At 33.9% G+C, this 14016-nt stretch carries 13 protein-coding genes; 5 read left to right on the forward strand and 8 right to left on the reverse strand.

Going from position 1 to position 14016, the window contains the following annotated elements; all coding sequences use genetic code 11:
* Positions 1-31: 31 nt before the first annotated feature.
* Positions 32-625 carry a hypothetical protein gene (locus THEWI_RS15770; RefSeq protein WP_341853097.1) on the reverse strand — a complete coding sequence of 198 codons (594 nt, stop codon included), beginning with the start codon at positions 623-625 and terminating at the stop codon, positions 32-34.
* Positions 625-1323, reverse strand: coding sequence for an ABC transporter ATP-binding protein (locus THEWI_RS05600; RefSeq protein WP_003870086.1), 699 nt, complete (start codon positions 1321-1323; stop codon positions 625-627). The genes THEWI_RS15770 and THEWI_RS05600 overlap by 1 nt, the downstream gene beginning before the upstream one ends.
* A 335-nt stretch (positions 1324-1658) precedes the next feature.
* Between THEWI_RS05600 and THEWI_RS05605 the strand changes: the two genes are divergently transcribed.
* The 3 genes from THEWI_RS05605 to trxA are packed head-to-tail and all read left to right on the forward strand — an operon-like array spanning position 1659 to position 3313.
* Positions 1659-2315 (forward strand): cytochrome c biogenesis CcdA family protein, encoded by a 657-nt coding sequence (locus THEWI_RS05605; RefSeq protein ID WP_014062741.1) that lies wholly within the window; start codon positions 1659-1661, stop codon positions 2313-2315.
* A 12-nt stretch (positions 2316-2327) separates the two neighbouring features.
* Positions 2328-2948: a peroxiredoxin family protein gene (locus THEWI_RS05610; protein ID WP_014062742.1), complete on the forward strand. Its 621-nt coding sequence runs from the start codon at positions 2328-2330 to the stop codon at positions 2946-2948.
* Positions 2949-2989: 41 nt separating this feature from the next.
* On the forward strand, positions 2990-3313 hold the full coding sequence (gene trxA, locus THEWI_RS05615) for a thioredoxin (protein WP_014062743.1): 324 nt from the start codon (positions 2990-2992) through the stop codon (positions 3311-3313).
* A gap of 349 nt (positions 3314-3662) precedes the next feature.
* On the opposite strand, the gene THEWI_RS05625 is transcribed toward trxA, so the two are convergent.
* The gene (locus THEWI_RS05625) at positions 3663-5150 is read right to left on the reverse strand and encodes an aminotransferase class I/II-fold pyridoxal phosphate-dependent enzyme (RefSeq protein WP_014062744.1); all 1488 of its coding nucleotides are present in this window, start codon (positions 5148-5150) and stop codon (positions 3663-3665) included.
* Positions 5151-5521: 371 nt separating this feature from the next.
* On the opposite strand from THEWI_RS05625, the gene THEWI_RS05630 reads away from it, so the two are divergent.
* Complete coding sequence (locus tag THEWI_RS05630) at positions 5522-7987, forward strand: ASKHA domain-containing protein (RefSeq protein ID WP_014062745.1); 2466 nt, start codon at positions 5522-5524, stop codon at positions 7985-7987.
* Positions 7988-8047: 60 nt separating this feature from the next.
* Positions 8048-9748, forward strand: a complete 1701-nt coding sequence (locus THEWI_RS05635) for an ABC-ATPase domain-containing protein (RefSeq protein ID WP_014062746.1) — start codon at positions 8048-8050, stop codon at positions 9746-9748.
* Here THEWI_RS05635 and THEWI_RS15560 read toward each other — a convergent pair.
* The 5 genes from THEWI_RS15560 to THEWI_RS05660 all read right to left on the reverse strand — a co-directional run bounded on the left by THEWI_RS15560 (position 9735) and on the right by THEWI_RS05660 (position 13844).
* Positions 9735-9911 carry a transposase gene (locus tag THEWI_RS15560; protein WP_041589207.1) on the reverse strand — a complete coding sequence of 59 codons (177 nt, stop codon included), beginning with the start codon at positions 9909-9911 and terminating at the stop codon, positions 9735-9737. The two genes, THEWI_RS05635 and THEWI_RS15560, sit on opposite strands and share 14 nt — an antisense overlap.
* 206 nt (positions 9912-10117) lie before the next feature.
* Positions 10118-10918, reverse strand: coding sequence for an ExeA family protein (locus THEWI_RS05645; RefSeq protein WP_014062747.1), 801 nt, complete (start codon positions 10916-10918; stop codon positions 10118-10120).
* Between the two features lie 17 nt (positions 10919-10935).
* Positions 10936-12249: a DDE-type integrase/transposase/recombinase gene (locus THEWI_RS05650; protein WP_014062546.1), complete on the reverse strand. Its 1314-nt coding sequence runs from the start codon at positions 12247-12249 to the stop codon at positions 10936-10938.
* Between the two features lie 136 nt (positions 12250-12385).
* The gene (locus tag THEWI_RS05655) at positions 12386-12967 is read right to left on the reverse strand and encodes a DUF6431 domain-containing protein (protein WP_014062373.1); all 582 of its coding nucleotides are present in this window, start codon (positions 12965-12967) and stop codon (positions 12386-12388) included.
* A 472-nt stretch (positions 12968-13439) separates the two neighbouring features.
* Positions 13440-13844 carry a YmaF family protein gene (locus THEWI_RS05660; protein WP_003870096.1) on the reverse strand — a complete coding sequence of 135 codons (405 nt, stop codon included), beginning with the start codon at positions 13842-13844 and terminating at the stop codon, positions 13440-13442.
* Positions 13845-14016 lie beyond the last annotated feature (172 nt).

Consider the following 14016-nt stretch of genomic DNA (forward strand, 5'->3'; position numbering starts at 1 on the left):
AACTCTTGAAATCTTCGATATTGTTGAGTCTTCATTTATAGCTGTAGTAGTGAACAGGAAGAGCAGGAAACAGCTTTTTCATGTCATTTTCTGTCATCAGCACAACGCCAAAGTGTTTTGGGTCTGGAAGAATGTCCTGGTCGTTTTTTATAATGTAAATGTAATCAGGAAGATAGCCAATTCCACTTACTGTAAACTTTTTATTCAAAATTGTTATACTATCGTTTGTGTGATACTGGTGAGCTTTGAAAAAACTTGGGTCAAGCAAAACTTCACCGTCTTGTGGCTTTTTTCCAGCTTCTATATAGGGCTTGTTTATTCTATCTGAAATTGAAAATATTCTAAGTGTGATTCCATTCTCTTGAACCTCATAAAAAAGCCTCTCCTCAAGCTCAACACCAAATTTTTCTTTCAAGAGTTTTTCATCAATATTCTGAGAGGTAATAAAATACCCATCCTCTTGCACATAGTCTTTTATGAACATCTTATAGTTGACGTCTATGTCTTCCATTGACACAGCAAAAAGGGTATATGTCATTGAAGCAATTGCAACAAGCATTATGATAGAAAAGAACTGTAAAAATTCTCTTTTCATAACCCTCAAAGGGATTTTTTTGATTAACATTACCAGCTTACCTCCTGAGCTGAAATCTTTTGAGGATTCTCTGAAAATTCAACAAGCCTTCCGGACCTGAGCCTCAAGGTCGCATCTGCCATTTTAGAGATGGCAAGGTTGTGTGTTATTATCAAAATGGTTGTGCCAAACCTCTTGTTTACATCCTCCAAAAGCTTTAGAACAAGCTTGCTGCTTTCATAGTCAAGCGCACCTGTTGGCTCATCGCACAGAATCATTGCAGGATTTTTGACAACTGCCCTTGCAATTGCAACCCTCTGCTGCTGACCGCCAGATAGTTCAAAAGGAAATTTATTCTTTTCTGAATACACATCCATCATCTCAAGCACCATGTCAACATCTAAAGGATTTTTGCTTAAAGCCGCGCTGGATAACACATTTTCGTACACAGTAAGACCGTTTATCAGGTTGTAAAATTGAAAAACAAACCCAACATAGTCGCGTCTGTAGTCAGAAAGCTTTTTCTGGTCCATTGCAGTTATCTCTTTTCCATCAACAAAGATTCTGCCCTCTTCTGCCCTGTCAAGCCCACCAAGAATGTTAAAAAGAGTAGTTTTGCCAGAACCAGATGGACCAATCACAGTGTAGATTTTACCTCTTTCAAGCTCAAAGCTCACCTCATTTAGCGCTCTGATTTCATTTTTGCCAATCCTGTAGATTTTGGAAAGCTTTTCTGCTTTGACAAACACAGTATATCCTCTCCTTCAGCAACGTCCGATATATCCACAAGATGATAGGGTTTTGTTGCAAAATGTTTTATAAGTGCATCTGTGATAAGATCTTTTTTTTCCTGTGCAAGATTAAAAAAGGTAGCCTTTGGCATCAACATCACCTCAAGATTATTATGACTCATTAGTCACAAAATGTCAAAAATAAAATCCTCAATGGCAAAATAGCCATCAAGGGTTTTTGATTTTTCTTAAAGTGAATTCTCTTTTCTTTCTTGTTTGAACATAGTTGTACTGTATCAGAAAATGTGGTAATATAGTATTAGTCACACCCTATAGGGGAGGGAGGTGTAGACGTGCCAATTTACACAGCATTTTTAGCAGGAATTGTTTCTTTTTTATCACCCTGTGTTTTGCCTTTAATTCCCGCTTATGTGTCATATATTTTCGGAAATAAAAAGAATAATTTAATAAATTTGTTTCTCTTTGTTTTGGGATTTAGCATAGTGTTTGTTTTAATGGGGGCGACTGCAAGCCAACTAGGAAAGCTTTTTTTAGCCTATAAAGACATTTTTAGGAAAGTAAGTGGGATAATAATTGTGCTTTTTGGACTTCAAATGACTGGGATTTTTAGACCACTATTTTTAAATAAAGAAGTCAAATTAATAAATATGGAAAAGGTACAGACCGGTTATATAGGGTCATTAGTATTGGGTATAACTTTTGCAGCAGGGTGGACACCTTGTGTAGGTCCAATTCTCGCTTCGATATTGTTGTATGCTGGGGCGGTCAGTACTTTAAGTGTAGGCGTGATATTGCTTTTTGCATATTCTATGGGGCTTGGCATACCTTTTATAGTTACAGCCTTATTGATTGACAAGTTTAAAAGTATGTATAAAAGGATTAACAAAATATTGCCTTATATTGAGGTAATAAGTGGGGTTATTCTCATAATATTTGGAGTTCTTTTATATTTTAACATGCTAATCAAGATAAGTGGATATTTTTATTAAGAGGTGGTTAGTGTGAAAAATAAAAGTCTAATTTTTACTATAATTGCTGTGATAGTTATAGGGGCACTTATTTTCGTCTTAAATAATTACACAAAAAGTGCTCAACCTTCCCCTTCTCAAGTGGCAGAAAATAATACTCCTAGCAATAATGAAGATCAAAATACAAGTTCAAATGCAAATGCAAATAAAACTGAGCAAAGTGAGCCTAAGATAGGGAATCAAGTAGGAGATGTAGCACCAGATTTTACGCTAAAAGATTTAGATGGCAATACTGTGACCTTGTCGAGCTTAAGAGGAAAAAAAGTTATACTAAACTTTTGGGCAACAACTTGTCCTTATTGCAAAATTGAAATGCCAGCTTTAAATCAGTTTATAAAAAGTCATAAAGATGATACGGTCTTACTTGCGATAGATTTGGGTGAAAGCCCATCAAAAGTGAAGCAGTATTTAGAAGGAAAAGGATATGAATTTACTGTACTACTGGATACTGATTTAAGTACTATTTATGATTATCAAGTTCAGTTTATACCTATGTCTTATTTTATAGATAAAAACGGGGTCATAAGGGCAATTAGCAATGGGGCTATGACATATGACGAAATTGAAGAGTATTATAAATCAATTTCTCAATAAATGAAAATGTACAAAAGCAAGTAGAAGGAGTGTATACACAAATGAAACCAGTAAATGTCACAGATGAGACTTTTGCAGAGGAAGTATACAGTTCTGATAAACCTGTTTTAGTAGATTTTTGGGCTAAATGGTGTAGACCCTGTTTAATGATGGCACCAGTGTTAGAGGAGTTTGCAGAAGAATATGCTGATAAGATGAAAGTTGTAAAACTTGATGTAGATGAAAATCCTGTAATTGCCTCTAAGTATCGAATTATGAGCATTCCTACAATGGGGGTTTTTGTAGAAGGCAAAATGGTAGATAAAGTTATAGGCTTTATGCCAAAAGAGCGTTTAGTTGAAAAATTGTTAAAATATTTGAAATAGGTATTAAAAAGGAGTATCTTTTGTTAGAGATACTCCTTTCAGTTTGTTGACAAAGTAAAAAAATATTCAAAGGAGATATTTTGCATCGTCGCTCCGATGTTCCAAAGCGACAAAACTAAAGCTCGACCTTCAGGTTCCGGCAGGGTACCGGGCACAATCGGCATCCATGCCTTAAGGTGCCCGCCTCCGCCATCCTTGGCTTCGGCCCTGCCTTCACCCTCGGTCTTGCTAAGTTTTGCTGCCGCTTTGTAACAAGTCACTCCTTATGCAAAATATCTCCTTTACGAAAGTTTGTCTACAGGCTGAAAGGAGTATCTTTTGCTGGAGATACTCCTTTTTTAGTAAAACATTATGCTATCACATTTAAAACTTGCCGGTCATTTACTACTTTTATATAATTTACTTCCGGGTCTTCGGTGCCTTGTATGCTTAAGTTAGCTTCTTTCATTTTATCTACATATTCTATAATTTCTAATGTTATTCTTTCCCCTGGGCAAAGCACTGGAATACCTGGAGGATAAGCCATTAAAAACTCGGCACTTATTTGCCCTACACTTTCTCTTAGAGGTAGTGCAACAGTGGAGGAGCCAAAAGCATATCTTGGTGATACTACTTGTTCTGGTATTTCTGGTATATCTATAGGTTTCGCTATTTCAATATTTTCATTGTATAATTCATCGCTTATTTCTCTTAAAGCCCTTAAGAGATAATCGACTTTTTCCTTTGTATCACCAATAGAGAATACACATAAAACATTATACATATCTGATAGTTCAGGTTGTATATAATATCTTTCTGCCAATATTCTCTCTAACTGATGGCCGCTTATTCCAAGGCCTTTAGCTGTTATTGTAACTTTTGTGGGGTCAAAGTCATAGGCACCATCTCGGCCAACAATTTCTTCACCAAAACAGTAGAGTCCTTTTATATTGTTTATCTCTTTTCGAGCGTACTCTGCTAATTCTATTGTTTTATCTAATAATTCTCTTCCTTCTGTAGCCATTTGCATTCTTGCAACATCTAAGGAAGCCAACAATATATATGAAGGACTTGTTGTCTGGAGTAAACTCATTACTTGTTTTACTCTATTAATATCAATTCTATCGCCTTTAACGTGAAGCATCGAGCTCTGCGTCATTGAGCCAATAATCTTATGTGTGCTCTGTGCACAGATATCGGCTCCTGCTTCCATCGCTGAAATAGGCAATTTTTCGTTAAATTTTAGGTGTGGTCCGTGAGCTTCATCTACCATCAGTATAGCGCCGTAGTCATGAACAATTTCAGCAATTTTTACTATATCCGTAGAAACTCCGTAATAAGTCGGATTTATTATTAAAACAGCTTTTGCATCAGGATGCTCTCTTAACGTTCTTTCCACTGTTTCTGGGGTGACATTTAATGCAACACCGATATTTTTATCAATTTCTGGTTGCATATAAACAGGTATAGCACCACTTAATATAATTCCTGACGTTACAGATTTATGAATATTTCGAGGAACGATAATTTTTTCGTCTTCTCCCATTACGCTTAAAATCATTGCTTGAATTGCACCAGATGTTCCGTGAATAGAAAAAAAGGTAGCGTCAGCACCAAACGCTTCTGCTGCTAATTCTTGGGCATACTTAATTGGCCCAGTAGGTTTGTGCAAGCTATCTACTTGCTGAAACACTGTTACATCCATTGATAATACATTTTTACCCACAAAATCTAAGAATTTTTTTGCCATTCCCACACCTTTTTTATGGCCTGGCACGTGAAAAGGGATAGTATTGTTATTTACATATTCCATTAAGGCATCAAATAAAGGAGTTTGGGTTTGATCTAACTTTTTCAACGCATATAACACCTTCTTTCATAAGTTTTGGCTCAGAATAAAAGCCTAAAACCTTGATATAGGTAATTCAAAGGCATAGGCTTTGCAGAGCTTTGCTTTCATAAAAATAATTTCAATTCATTATAAGACATATTGTTATAAATTTCAATAATAAGTTTGCTTTAATTTAAAAAATTTTTTAGAGAAATTTTAAACTGCTAATCTATTCTTAATTACACTACTATATAGTATGAGAAAAACCCTGAAATGTCAAATGCATTTTGTGATGAGTAGAGGTTTTCGATATAAATTTTTATTTGCGATTTTTACTATAGAAATTTATAATAATAAACAAAACGATATGACAATATGGGATTTAATGAGGTGTGGAAATGTTTAGTAAAGATGTTGCGCAAAGAGTAAAAGACTTGTCATTAGAAAAATTAAAAAATATGAATTTTGATGTGGATCAACATTTAATTGAGGAAGCAACTACGGAAGTACAAAATTTGATAGATTACAAAATGATTCACCAAGTATGTGATAATTTTCATATTGATGAGAGAAAAAATAAAATAATCTTTAAAACTGGAGATTATTTGTTTGGGGATTATATAGTAAAAAATTTAAAAGAAGCGGAATATATAATTTTAGCAATCATTACACTGGGAGATAGAATAGATAAAAGGGTAAATGATTATTTTTTAGAAAGTAATTACACAAAAGGAATGATTTTAGATGTTATTGCAGGCGTGTTCCTTGAAATATTGACGAATAATTTTTGGGAAGAGGTAAGAGAAAACGCGCAAAAGTATGGCAAAGAAGTTACAGATATTTTTTACCCAGGAAATAAGTGGGATATAAAAAATCAGGCTGTGATTTGTAAACTTGTGGACAGTTCAAAAATCGGTGTAAATATTAATCACAGTTTTATCATAACACCCCAAAAAACAGTGTCTTTTGTATGTGGAGTAGGGGAAAATGTAAAAAGACCTGTAAAAGAATCAGTCTGTGACGATTGTGAAGCCAAAGATTGTATTTATAGAAATGTTCCTGGTGAATCTAAATATAAAGTGACTGTACGTTTTAGTAGTAATACAAAAGTTATTGAAGCAAGTGAAGGAGAAAATTTGTTTCACATTCTTGTAAGAAATGGAATAAGACTTAACAATTTTTGTGGTGGTAGTCGGATTTGTGGTCAATGTAAAGTTATATTAAATGAGGAACTTGATATCTCTGATGATGAAAAATATTTTTTGACAGATAAAGAAATAAAAAACAATGTTCGGCTTGCGTGTTTTGTTGAGATAGATAGGGATTTAGAGGTCAAAGTACTTTCTGAAGAGCAAAAAGCAAAAATATTGACGAAAGAAAATAATTTGTTAAGTATTGAGTCACACCCTCGCATAAAAACTTCTACAGTAGATATTGGAAGACCAACTTTAAACGACCAAGGAGACTATGTTAAAAGAATTAAAGAGGCTGTGAGTGGAGAAATAGAAATTCCTTTAGGGCTTTTAAGTAATCTTCCTGAAGTTTTAGAAGAAAATGATTATAAGGTAAATATTACTATTAGAAAAAATGAAATAATTTCTATTAAAAAAGCTGCTTCAAAAGAATACAACTATGGTATAGCATTAGATATAGGAACTACTACTATTGCTGCTTATTTGTATGACTTAGATGAAGGTAAAGAAGTAGATGTGTATTCATGTTTAAATCCACAGAGAACTTTTGGAGCTGATGTTATAACGAGAATAACTTATAGTATTACTAATTCTCAAGGATTGTATCAGTTGCATTCAGCTCTAATAAATAAAATAAATGAGATTGTAGAGGAGTTTTGTGCAAAAAATTCTATAGGCAAAAGCGATATACATGAAATAGTGGCAGTAGGTAATCCTACAATGATACATTTTCTTTTAAATGTATCTCCCAAGTATATAGCAATATCTCCTTATGTACCGACTTTTACGTCAAAGATAGAAATAAAAGCAAAAGAGATTGGTATAGATATAAACAAGGAAGGATATTTAATAACGTTGCCTCTTATATCTTCTTATGTAGGAGCAGATACTGTGGCAGCAGTTTTGGCAAACAAAATTGACCAAACTGACGATCTATGCTTGCTTGTAGACATAGGAACCAACGGCGAAATGGTATTGGGGAATAAAGATAACCTTATTGCTTCTTCGGCAGCAGCAGGCCCTGCTTTTGAAGGCGCAGGAATAACTTTTGGACTAAATGGCGTAGAAGGAGCAATAGACCATGTAAATTTTAGTAAAAAACCTTTTTATACTACAATAGGAGATAAAAAAGCTAAAGGAATATGCGGTTCTGGTATTGTAGATATTATTTCTGAACTTCTGAAGTACGGCATTGTTGATAGTACTGGCAGGTTTTTGTCTAAAGAAGAAGTTAAAGGCGCACCTCGTGATATTGCCGAAAGGATGACTGTTTACAAAGATGAACCAGCATTTTTAATAGAAGATGGAATATATGTGACACAAAAAGATATAAGGCAAATACAACTGGCAAAAGGTGCCATACTCGCTGGCATTAACATCATGACAAAAGAAATGGGCATTGACGTAAATGAAATAAAAAAAGTGTTTTTGGCAGGAGGATTTGGAAATTATATTCTTCCCGAGAGTGCAACAGCAATTGGGCTTTTACCTAAAGAATTAAAAGGCAAAATCCTTCAAGTAGGCAATAGTGCTGGAGTTGGTGCGATAATGGCATTGCTTTCTGATAAAGAATTGGAAAGAGCTATACATCTACAAAGTAAAATAAACTATATAGAACTATCAACCCATGAAGATTTTCAAAATGAATTTGTAAAAGGAATGTATTTTTAATAAAAGCGGAAGTCAGAATATAAAAAATGCATTTGAAATTATAACAAAGGAGTGTTGTAGATGACAAAAGAAGACCTTAAGAAAAAGCTTGATAAAATAGATGGTAAAGGGTATAAAGCTTACAAAGACCTTGAAGGAGAATATGAATTTGAAAAATTTATACTGCATATTGACCACGTTCAGGGAGACCCTTTTGCTTCTCTTTCAAGGATAAGGATTAGAGTGCCTCAAAATATAGCTGATTTTGAGTTTTCCATGTATAACAATCCTTCAAGGCAAGTCGCTTTAGAAGATTTTTTGACAAGGTCAGTTTTTGACGTTATAAAAATGTTGCCTTCTTTAAAAGGTACAGGACATAGTGGGGATATTTACATAGACAAAGGTGGACAACAAATAATTAAAAGAAGTGCAATGGTAGTTAATGAAGATTACGTAGAGGCAAGATTGAGCATAGGACTTCCTGCTTTTGGTAGGCGAATAAATGGCAGTGGTGCCCAAAGAATATTTCTTGAATTTTTACCTCAAATTGTAGAAAAAGGACTTTTAAAAAAGCATCTCAATATACAAGATATATGGCTATGGGTTGAGACGGTGGAAGACCAAGATTACCTTAGAAGTCAACTAAAAAAGAGAGGACTTGTGGCTTTTGTAGCGGATGGTGCGATTCTTCCTAGAGAAAGCGGCATAAGTGATAGACCTTTAAAAGGCGGTAATGTAGTACCTTTTGAGTCGCCGGATAGCTTGAGGATTAAGTTTCAACTTCCTAATCGTGGAGAAATAACGGGGATGGGAATACCCGAAGGAGTTACGCTTATTGTGGGCGGCGGTTATCACGGCAAGTCTACCTTGTTACAAGCTATTCAAAAAGGGGTATACAATCACATACCAGGTGATGGCAGAGAGTTTGTTATAACTGTAGCTGATGCAGTAAAAATAAGAGCAGAGGATGGCAGAAGGATAGAAAAAGTAGACATAAGTCCTTTTATAAATAATTTGCCAAATAACGTAGATACCACAAGGTTTACTACCGAAAATGCCAGTGGCAGTACTTCTCAAGCAGCAAATATTATTGAGGCGATAGAAATAGGCACTAGCTTACTGCTTTTGGACGAAGATACTTCAGCTACTAATTTTATGATAAGGGATGCGAGGATGCAAAAACTGATTGCAAAAAAAGAAGAACCTATAACTCCTTTTATTGATAGAGTAAAACAGCTATATAAAGATAATGGCATTTCTACGATTTTAGTTATGGGTGGCAGTGGAGATTATTTTGATGTTGCAAACTGCGTAATTAAAATGCACAACTACAGACCTTACGATGTCACACAAGAGGCAAAGGAAATTGCAAAAGAATTTAAAACAAATAGGGAAGTTGAGGGAAATAATGAGCCTATAGTTATAAAACCAAGAATTCCTCTTAAAAAAGGGCTTGAGGTAAAAGGCAAAAAGATAAAGTCAAAAGATGAGGATACTATTAGATTTGGATACCAAGAAATCGAATTGGATTATGTGGAACAATTAGTAGACAAAAGTCAAACAAATGCAATAGGGGAGATAATACGCTATATTGCTAGTAAATATGTAGATGAAAAAAGCAGTATAAAGGAAATATTAAAAAAGGTATATAAGGATATATACGAAAAAGGACTGGACGTAGTATCTTCTTTTTATGGTAAGCATCCGGGCAATTTGGCATTGCCAAGACTTCAGGAAGTAGCTGCTGCATTAAATAGATTGCGAAGCTTTACTGTAAAATAAAAATAACCTCAATTGGCTTTGCTTTTTTTAACCAGCTTGATATTGTGGAGTTTGATATGCCATATTTACTCGAAAGTTCTGACAGATTTTTACCAGAATTATACAACTCTACTATAGTGTTTTTGAACTCTTCACTATATTTTCTTTGACCTCTTGGTGTCAATTCTCAAATTAAATCTCCAAAGATTTTCAAATTATAATGGCATTTTTTAAGTGCATAAAAGTATTTTTTCTCAAATTATTACAGCCTGATTAAAAATTTTTTTCACTTTCCAAGAGCATTACCGCCAAAATATGTTAATATCTGTTATTGAAATTTTATTTAATTAATATATAATAAAATTGAGAGTAACACAAAAAGTGCTACTCTCATAAACTGATTTCATTTTGTGCCTGGTATATTACTTCTTCGTCTATTTCTCTTAGCCTTTTAGAATACGCATAGAGTAAAGAAGCTGTTACCAGGTTATTTATTATCCTTGGGAGCCCTTTTGTTAGGGAATATATTGCTTCATATGCTGATGGTGTAAATATATCATCCATCATTCCGGCTATTTTCATTCTTGTTTTTATATAATCTTGAATTTCTTCTTTTTTTAGCCCTTGCATCACATACTTTATAGAAATTCTTTGCCTTAGTGCACTGTTTACATTGAGAGCTAGTTTGTTTCTTATGTGTGGTTGTCCTGAAAGTATCAATATATACGGGTTTTGAGAATCCATATTAAAGTTAAATATTATTCTCAAATCTTCAAGAACATCATTAGAAACCAGTTGTATTTCATCTAATATTATGACAGGAGTTATTTTCTGGCTATAGTAAAGTTCTGTTATCGCTTTTTGTATCTGGTGAAAGAGCGTTACTTTTTTGTATGAGGGTGTTTCGCCTAAAATCATAGCCAATGCTTGATAGAATTCTCTCACTGTAAGTGTAGATAAAGCGAAATAACATGGTTTAAATGTAGAACGGTTGAGGCTTTCAGCATATCTTCTTAATGCAGTAGATTTACCTGAACCGGCCTCCCCAACGATAAGTCCTATACCCCTTGTTTCTTGTAAATATTTTAACCTGGCATTTAATTCAGCAATGTCTTCACTTATGTAAAGGTCGTTTACACTTATCTCTTTAGAAAATGGATTAAATTTCATTCCAAAATATTGGGTAAACACTTTAAGGCACCTCTCTTTCAATCAATGATATCGTTAAAAGAGATTACTTTATGCTTGGTAAAATCACTTATTTCTTCATTTTCGTTTACGTCATTTTTGCCTTTTATATACGCAGCAGGAATTTTAGCATTCTCATGAAAGTTCACTTTATACGCTTCCCCCACTTTTTTGCCCTCATAATAAAGTAGAAGCGGTGTATTATCCTTAAGCCACTCAGGGTCATATCTGACTTCTAAGTGCATATTTTTAAACTTTTCTTCTGTTTCATAAAGTATATTTTCCACTTTAAGTGTAGCATCCTTATTTACCTTACGATTTACTCTTATGAGAAAACATTCATTCAACATATCTATGTTACACATATTTATTCTTGATATTTGTGACATGAAAAAATCTAAAGGACTCATGCCAATACTGCTGTGTTCTTTTCTGTTGTAATCTTCCTCCAGCCATTTAAAAAACATCATGTTGAGTTCATCTATACTCTTTACGGAGGTAGGATCTATTGTGCTTAAGAATCTCATTCTCACCGTATGAAAGAATCTTTCTATTTTTCCTTTTGAATGAGGTGAAAAAGGCTCAGCGTGAATAAGAGATGTGCCTAGTGAAGCACAGATATATTCCAATTGAGTGCTTCTATATATCTTTCCGTTGTCAGTGTAAAGCATTTTGGGTATCCCCCTTCTTAGCACCGCCTCTTTAAATGAGTCTCTTAAAGCTAAAAAATTCTGGGTATAGTAAAAGCGAGCATAGGTACAAAGCCTTGAAGCATCATCTATATATGCAATAAGGTACGTTTGTCTTTTTGTTTTACCTTCTTTAATATATGGCCCATACATGACATCAGTTTGCCACAGTTCATTGATGTATTCATGGGAAAACCTCTTTGTTTTACCCTCTTTTTCTTTATCTAGAGATTTTACAGGAATGTTTTTCAAAAACCTATAGAATGTCGAAAGGGATACTTTATCCGGTGATATTATTCCTTCTCCTATCAATGTCTCATAAAGAAGTTTGTTGGGCATTTCAGGATGTTCAAGCTTCTTTTGCTTTATTCTCTCTGAAAGTTCAAAGTCTATCTTTCTGTATTTGCCTCTGTCACTTCGATAACCCGGCTTTAACGCTTCTATACCACCTCTTAAATACTGATACAGCCACCCTCTAAGTGTCTTAGGAGTATATCTTCTCATTCCAAGATAAGGTATCTCAATAGGTTTATCGGAAAGAGCATCAAAATATTCTTTCTGATTTTTTACCTGTCCGTTTAACACCGGACTTATCAGTGAAAATCTCTTTAATGCTATAGCTTCTCTCGCTTTTTCATCAAGCATTTATATGTTCCCCCTTCACTTTTTTGATTTCTTAATCGTAATTTTAGCTCATATCTGGGGGACATTAAAGGAAAAAGCTATGTTGCTAAGAAAAAATCAAAATTTTTATTTAAATCTTTCATGTTTAATGCTAAAATTATGTGAGAGGGGCCAGAAATGATTTTTGGCAATGAGCATAAAACCGTTGGGAAAAGAGTGGTACAATGTTTATTATGTCCAAAATCTCTCTGGCCCTCTCTCTTTGAGAACTAACCTCGAATAACTTTATGTAAGGGTCTATTTGCCTTAATCCATATATGATAAAACTTAAATTATTCATTATCCTTTTGGTGTAAAAATATATATGCTGTCTTGAAAATAGTATGGTAGGGAAGTTTCTTTTTAAGTCATTTATGAAAGAACTGAGAGTTTTTTCTCTTGTAAGTGTCTCTTTTAAAGACTTTACAATCATATTGAAAGAATACTGAAAATGAGGAATACAGAAATCAGGGAGGTAGGAAAGAGTCCTTTTGCACACAGGGCATATATACCTTCTTATGGCTATTTTTACACAGTTAGGTCCATCTAAATAGTAACGGTAGTAAAAACCGTGCTTTTTTAGTTTTACTCTGCACTTGCAGTCAGAATGAGGGCATCTGTCTGGTGGGTCAGGAAAATTGTAATCTTTACTTCTTTGCAAATATTCTTCAATGTTATCAACATGAAAAATTATTTGCATAAAACAACATCTCCAATTAAAAAATTAATGCTAAAAGAATGTGATGAATTTTTTTCACATTCCTTTAGCATTAATTTTATCACAAGATTATTTAATCTGAAAAATTTTATCGGTTTTGGGCTGAATTAATTTGAGAAATGACACTCTTGGCATTTTGAAGACACTTTCTCTCTTTATATTTTTATTTTAACCTGTTCGAGTTATGTCTACAATAATATACTAACACAAAAGTAAGTTACATATAGACAGGGCAACATATTTCAGGTGGAGAAATAAAATAGTTTTATATATGGCACTATTAGCACAAAAGTATCAGCTCATAGACATAGAAAAAGTTTCTTAAAAGTTGTGACTTTTTTAGGGGAAATATGTGCTATAAAACACAATAGAATAATAGACAGTTTACAATATATTTTAAGCCCGGCAAGAGAACCGGGCTTTTAGTATACTCATCTTAGATATGGTATAGAAATTAATAGTGTTTAAAATCAGAAATAGGATCCTGAATTAAGGTAGCAAAAACGAATTCATGGTAGTGATCCTCATCAACAGTAGTTTTTCCTTCGACAAAGTGTACATGCTTATTATCACCAACATCAATAGCGGGGCCAGTTATTACGCCTATCTCATGATGATGATCCTCATAGAAGTCAGTGCTGACCAATATTGCATGAACATGACTATCACCATCTGGTATAACTTGGCTGGTGACACCTGCAAAACGGTGATTGTGTTCTTCTTTTTCTTCTTGTTTTCGTTTTTTGTCTTCTGCAGCTAATTTTGTACTACCTAAAAACTCATGGTTATGAGTTTGACCTTCATCTTTTTTATTACTGAAATCAAAATAATTTTTAATTTCCTCGATTGATAATTCCATATAATTCAACCTCCAATAATAAATTTTTTTGAACAATAATATTATATGTTAAGTAAAAAAATAAGTGCATAGAATGAAAAGATATTATAACGAGCATAGTTACAAATTGGAGGTCAGAGGGGCTCTTTTTTCATGCATATTTGAGGTGGTGAGGCGATGTGGCAAGGTACAA

The sequence above is a fragment of the Thermoanaerobacter wiegelii Rt8.B1 genome (genome assembly GCF_000147695.2).
GTDB lineage: Bacteria > Bacillota > Thermoanaerobacteria > Thermoanaerobacterales > Thermoanaerobacteraceae > Thermoanaerobacter > Thermoanaerobacter ethanolicus.

Excerpts from the sequence above, each read along its gene's own strand:
- THEWI_RS15770 (WP_341853097.1), bottom strand. The coding sequence starts at position 625 with ATGTTAATCAAAAAAATCCCTTTGAGGGTTATGAAAAGAGAATTTTTA.
- THEWI_RS05650 (WP_014062546.1), bottom strand. The coding sequence starts at position 12,249 with ATGCTTGATGAAAAAGCGAGAGAAGCTATAGCATTAAAGAGATTTTCA.
- trxA (WP_014062743.1), top strand. The coding sequence starts at position 2,990 with ATGAAACCAGTAAATGTCACAGATGAGACTTTTGCAGAGGAAGTATAC.
- THEWI_RS05630 (WP_014062745.1), top strand. The coding sequence starts at position 5,522 with ATGTTTAGTAAAGATGTTGCGCAAAGAGTAAAAGACTTGTCATTAGAA.
- THEWI_RS05635 (WP_014062746.1), top strand. The coding sequence starts at position 8,048 with ATGACAAAAGAAGACCTTAAGAAAAAGCTTGATAAAATAGATGGTAAA.
- THEWI_RS05660 (WP_003870096.1), bottom strand. The coding sequence starts at position 13,844 with ATGGAATTATCAATCGAGGAAATTAAAAATTATTTTGATTTCAGTAAT.
- THEWI_RS05655 (WP_014062373.1), bottom strand. The coding sequence starts at position 12,967 with ATGCAAATAATTTTTCATGTTGATAACATTGAAGAATATTTGCAAAGA.